This window comes from Aeromonas finlandensis (assembly GCF_000764645.1).
In the GTDB taxonomy this organism is placed as follows: Bacteria; Pseudomonadota; Gammaproteobacteria; order Enterobacterales; family Aeromonadaceae; genus Aeromonas; species Aeromonas finlandensis.
Window position 1 is genome coordinate 1 of record NZ_JRGK01000143.1, and the last position, 3,561, is coordinate 3,561.

The following is a 3,561-nucleotide window of genomic DNA, read 5'->3' on the forward strand; positions in this document are numbered from 1 at the left end:
GCTGCGCACCGAGCAGGGCAACTTGCGCTTTGCCGATCGCAGCCTGAGTCAGGATTTTGTAGCCGATATCGCCTCGCTGGGCGGTCAAAGCCGCCATATCAGCAATATCCCGGGTCAGCGCTCCGAGCTCGCCTTCAACGGCAAGGTGGATCGCTATGCGCCGGTGACCATTCGCGGCGGCACCAACCTGCTGGTCGCCAACCCGATCCTCGACATCGCGGTGGCGTTCAACAATCTGGAGCTCACCACCTTCACCCCCTATTCGGGCACCTATGCCGGTTATGCCATCGACAAGGGACAGCTCTCCATGAAGCTGCACTACAAGCTGGAGGGCAACCGACTGGAGGGGGATAACGATATCACCATCAAGAAGCTGCAACTGGGTGAGAAGATCAAGAGCGAGCAGGCCAAGGATCTGCCGCTCGGACTGGCCATTGCCCTGCTGAGCGATGCCAACGGGGTGATACAGATGAACCTCAAGGTGAAGGGCGATCTGGATCAGCCCGATTTCAACCTGGGCAACATTTTCTGGGATGTGCTGGGCAACACCCTGAGCAAAGCGATCACCTCCCCCTTCTCTTTGCTCGCCTCGCTGGCCGGTAGTAGCGAAGATCTCGACGAAATTGTGTTTTTGCCGGGTGATCCTGACCTGACGCCAACCCAGCAGGATAAGCTGACCAAACTGGCGCAGGCGCTCAAGGATCGGCCAAAGCTCAGCATGAATATTCGCGGCAAGGTCAACTTCAACGAAGAGCGCCCCATCCTGCAGCGCCAGAAGCTGGAACGGGCACTGGCCAAGCTCACCGGCAATCCGGTCGATCTGGACCTTATCGAACAGGATCCAGAGCTGCAAAAAGCGCTGGCACAAGCCTACGAAGAGCGATTCTCCGAAGAGCTGGACGATTTGGCCGATCGCCTCCATCTGGATGAAGAGAGTGCGGCGCTGCGCACCCAGGCAGTGATCCTGTTGCGGGATCAGCAACTGATTACCGCCAAATCCCTGCGCAACCTCGCCATGCGCCGGGCGCAAAATACCAAGGAGTTTCTGGTCGATACACTGGGAATAACCCCGGAGCGATTGTTCGTACTCGACAGCCAGGTCAAGGAAGAGGACAAGGAAGCAAAAGTGGTACTGACGCTGGATGAGTAAACCTGACGGCCCTCACACAAAGCGTAATAAAAATACAACCACTCAACTATTTTGACACCTTTTGCTCACCAAACAGCCTGCTTTGGTGAGCATTTGGTCTCTGATACAAATAATCACGTAGTTTTTTTACGATTTATCCCCCTTGCCCCCTTGCGGGAGCGCCATAGCCTGCCTAAAATCGCGCGTCTTTTGTTAACCCCCACCTCTATTTTTGGAGAACGCCACGTGAGCGAAAAATTGGCCAACCCTGCCCCTCTGGGTCTGATGGGTTTCGGTATGACCACCATCCTGCTGAACATCCATAACGCAGGTTTCTTCCCCATCAGCGCCATGATCCTGGCCATGGGCCTGTGCTACGGCGGTATGGCCCAGATCGTCGCCGGCATCATGGAATACAAACGTGGCAACACCTTCGGTGTGACCGCCTTTATCTCCTACGGTTTCTTCTGGTTGAGCCTGGTCGCCCTGCTCGTCATGCCGACCATGGGTCTGGCCGAAGCCACTCCGCACGCCTACATGGGCTGGTATCTGCTGCTGTGGGGTGTGTTCACCCTGTTCATGCTGGTCGGTACTGTCAACTACCCGCGTGCCAAGCAGTTCGTGTTCGCCTCCCTGACCGTGCTGTTCTTCCTGCTGGCCGCCCGTGACTTCACCGGCAGCACCCTGATCGGCACCATTGCCGGTTTCGAAGGCATCATCTGTGGCGCCAGCGCCATCTACCTGGCCATGGCCACCGTGATCAACGAGCAGTTCGGCCGCACCGTGATGCCGATCGGCGATCACAAGAAAGCCGCCGTACAGCTGAAAGCGGCTGCCTGATAGGCAAGCCATTCAGATTGTAAAAAAGCACCCTCGGGTGCTTTTTTACTATTGCGAATAAACCATCTGCTGATCGGTTATCAGATAAGTGACTCGGAGTCCGTCTCGCCCGCCAACAAACGGGTTGCGGGAAAACGCAGGGCAGGATCCTGACTAAAGAACTGACTCAGTTGCCGATATACCGCGGGATAAACCTGCTGCAGCCGCAGCGGATCGGTAAAAAAGCACTCGCAGCTGACGGCGAAAAACTCCGCGGGATGTTCGGCCGCATAGGGATCGATGGCGGTCACCTCGTCTCTGTCCAGCTGTTGGTGCAACTCATCGAATGCAGCCTGGAACGCCTGCTGCCACAACTGGCGGCTCATTGACCCCGGCAACGGCGGTGCACCATCCGCCTCACCGCCCAACATGTCGAGCTTGTGGGCCAGCTCGTGGATCACCAGATTAAAGCCGTCCCAGTCACCATCCTGCTGCAGCTCGCTCCAGGCCAGCACCAGCGGCCCTTGCGGCCAGGATTCACCGGCGTTCTCCTCTTCAAACTCGCTCACCAACCCGTACTCATCCTGTACCTCCTGCCGCCGCGTGACAGGTTCGGGAATGATGATGATTTCGTAAAAGCCGCGATACCAGTCAACGCCGAGGTGCAAGATGGGCAGCGCCGCCTGCAGCGCCAGCACCGCCTGTTGACGGGGGTTGAGATATACCCCGATCAGAGTCAGGGTCTTGCGTTTGAGCAGCTGTTGCCCCAGTCCGATGAGCGAGGTCTGCTCGGTGTCGCTGAGCCCTTGCAAGATGGGCACAGCCGCCAGCCCCTGACGCCACAGCGCCAGCTCATCGTCACTCATGGGCGTTTGCGGGCGACCACCCAGCCATTTGAACCATCCCAGCACGCCGACTCCTTCTTTTGATGCAAAAAACAGGTCACAGCAGTTTGACGAACCGTTTCGGCCGCTCCTGATACGCCTGCGCCAGATAAAAACGGTGGGCAGCCTCGCGCTTGAGGCTGCTGGAGAGCTCCAGATGGGCACAACCTGCGGCCCGTGCCATCTGTTCGGCTCGCTTGAGCAAGGCCGCGCCCACCCCCGCCCCTCTTGCACTTTCATCGACAACCAGCGCCGAGATCAGGCCCCACGCTGGTGCAACATGCAGCGGTGCCAGCCTGTGCCACACCAGCACGCCGACCACCTTGTCAGCCAGGGAGGCGAGCAGTACAAAACTGGCGGGATCCGGCGTCAACAGGCGCGCCGTCACGTCACCGCCTTCGGCAGGATACCCCAATTGGGTAAACAAGTGGGCGATGGTGTCCCCGTCGTCGGCCTCAGGGGGACGGATCGTCAACGTGTCAGAGTCATTTTTCATTGTTGGCCTCATGTTTGCTTTCCATTGTGTTACGCCCGTCACATTGTCCGGCGCAGATAAACAAGGAGGATCTCATCTTTACTCATAGAAAACGCTGCCTGCCATTATCTCCCCACCCTTGTCAATTCACAAATTTGCAACAAGGCAACATTTTTCGCTGGGAAGCACCGATACAACTCGATATGTTACACCCCATGCATGGCGCGTGTTTGCGCCCTGCTTAACCCCTCAAC

4 protein-coding genes are annotated in these 3,561 nt (G+C 57.7%); 2 read left to right on the top strand and 2 right to left on the bottom strand.

The window, feature by feature from the left end:
* Together LD28_RS0111595 and LD28_RS0111600 are read left to right on the top strand one after the other, a co-directional pair.
* Positions 1-1,150 (top strand): DUF748 domain-containing protein (locus LD28_RS0111595; RefSeq protein ID WP_033137127.1); only part of this gene is annotated, 1,150 nt, incomplete at its 5' end.
* Positions 1,151-1,375: 225 nt separating this feature from the next.
* On the top strand, positions 1,376-1,969 hold the full coding sequence (locus LD28_RS0111600; RefSeq protein WP_033137128.1) for an acetate uptake transporter: 594 nt from the start codon (positions 1,376-1,378) through the stop codon (positions 1,967-1,969).
* An 80-nt stretch (positions 1,970-2,049) separates the two neighbouring features.
* Here the strand turns inward: LD28_RS0111600 and LD28_RS0111605 are convergent, their stop codons facing one another.
* Together LD28_RS0111605 and LD28_RS0111610 are read right to left on the bottom strand one after the other, a co-directional pair.
* A complete protein-coding gene (locus LD28_RS0111605; protein WP_050514315.1) occupies positions 2,050-2,814 on the bottom strand; it encodes a M90 family metallopeptidase in 765 nt (254 codons plus the stop codon).
* Positions 2,815-2,890: 76 nt separating this feature from the next.
* On the bottom strand, positions 2,891-3,328 hold the full coding sequence (locus LD28_RS0111610; protein WP_033137130.1) for a GNAT family N-acetyltransferase: 438 nt from the start codon (positions 3,326-3,328) through the stop codon (positions 2,891-2,893).
* Positions 3,329-3,561 lie beyond the last annotated feature (233 nt).

Coding starts and splice junctions, on each gene's coding strand:
- LD28_RS0111610 (WP_033137130.1), bottom strand. CDS start 3,328: ATGAAAAATGACTCTGACACGTTGACGATCCGTCCCCCTGAGGCCGAC.
- LD28_RS0111605 (WP_050514315.1), bottom strand. CDS start 2,814: ATGAGTGACGATGAGCTGGCGCTGTGGCGTCAGGGGCTGGCGGCTGTG.